Source organism: Bradyrhizobium sp. Leo170, from assembly GCF_004296405.1.
Taxonomy (GTDB): Bacteria; Pseudomonadota; Alphaproteobacteria; order Rhizobiales; family Xanthobacteraceae; genus Bradyrhizobium.
Window position 1 is genome coordinate 1 of record NZ_PSRR01000680.1, and the last position, 1,665, is coordinate 1,665.

General features: G+C 60.7%; 1 protein-coding gene and 1 pseudogene. Both read right to left on the reverse strand.

Annotation, left to right across the window (positions count from 1 at the left end; translation table 11 throughout):
- Positions 1–479: 479 nt before the first annotated feature.
- Positions 480–812 (reverse strand): DUF3024 domain-containing protein, encoded by a 333-nt coding sequence (locus CWO89_RS43940; protein ID WP_245476862.1) that lies wholly within the window; start codon positions 810–812, stop codon positions 480–482.
- Positions 813–864: 52 nt separating this feature from the next.
- A pseudogene (tnpC, locus tag CWO89_RS43945) lies at positions 865–1,665 on the reverse strand (IS66 family transposase); the annotation flags it as partial.

Genomic DNA, 1,665 nt, shown 5'->3' on the forward strand with positions numbered 1-1,665 from the left:
TGAGACTGCCAAGGCAAGCCGCTATCTCGAGGCCGTACTTTATCCATTGAGGTCATCAGGGGTGATGCGGGCGTATCACAACCGCCATTCACCTTCCATCTAGGTGAGGATGAGGGAAGTATTTGCAGCGCCAGCGACGATGGAATTCTTCAGCCAATCTGAGGGCCAGCCGCTGGCTAAAGGACGGCGCTGAACATAGCCACCTGGATGCGCCCAACTGCGAACGCATTGTTGCCGCCGTGGCGGCACGAGAGGCGATCGGCGTCCCTTGCCCTCTCTTATTGTTACCACTCGTGTCCGGTTGAGGACATTGATGGCAGGAATCCGACTACGGCAGCGAAATCATTCCACGCGCACCGCCGCAACAGTAGTCTTTCTCTCATCAAGCCTCGCCCAGAGCACTTTTCGCGTGCGGCACACAGATTGCTGGTATCCGTCCGGTGAGGACCCGGGATACCTGACCTTGCGGAGTTCCGTGTTTAAAGTGGATGGAGCAATCCGTCGGATCTTAGCGTGTCAATCGCTTCGGCGAGAGTGAGGCCGCGATGGAGGCAGAACCATTCTCCGGTGTGACGGTGCCACTGGATGTCGAAGCGATCACGGCTGATCCAGTCGAGGCGAGCGAACGGGGCGTCAAACTCTTCGCCGAGGTTCTCTAGAAAGCCGGAGCGGTAGCGTTGAATGAAGCGATATTTGGTGCCGTGCCACTTTCCCAGGATATCGACGGGATAGTTGAACTGCGTCGGTCGGATAGTGGGCAGGAAGCGGGGCTTCAAAAAGTCGTCGATCAACTGCTGGCAGGCGGCCGTCACCGCCAATTTATCTGCCGCGGACAGACCGCTCGCTCTCATGTGTCCTCTTGGCTCACGCTGCTTCGACATGATCAGGCGTTGGCTTTCGCCAGTTCCAGGGCAGAAGCTCGTCCAGCCTCTGGATAGCATGATCATTGATGCGCGCGAGCACGTCGGCGAGCCAGGCCTGCGGATCGACGTCGTTGAGCTTGGCGCTGGCAATCAGGGTGTAGATGGCAGCCGCACGCCGGCCGCCCTCATCGGAGCCGGCGAAGGTCCAGTTTCTTCTTCCTACGGCGACGGCCCGTAGCTCACGTTCGGCGGCATTGTTCGACATGCAAAGGCGCCCGTCATCGAGGAAGCGGGTAAATGCATCCCAGCGGCTGAGGCTGTAATTGATCGCCTTGGTCGTGTCGTTGTTTTTGGAGAGCTTGGCGCGCTGCTCACGCAGCCAAGCCTGCAGCTCAACGACCAGGGGGCGACTGCGCTCCTGGCGTACACGCAGACGCTCTTGCGGCGTCAGACCGTTAATCTCGCGCTCGATGGCGAACAGGGCATCGATGCGCTTGACCGCCTCGGCTGCAATCGGTGCCTTGGTGAGCCGTGCGAGGTCAAAGAACTTGCCTGCCGTGGGCCCAGCACGCCGCCTCGACGATCGGGCCTACTTTGCGACTGGCCGCGTAGAGTTTGCTGAAGCCCCGGTAGGCGTCGGCCTGCATCAGTCCGGCATAGCCTGCCAGATGCTGTTCCGGATGCTCACCGCCACGATCCGGCGAGTAGAAGAACACCGCCGCCGGGGGATCCGGTCCGGCAAATGGCCGGTCGTCGCGCACATAGGTCCAGAGCCGGCCGGTCCGGGTCTTGCCTTTGGCAA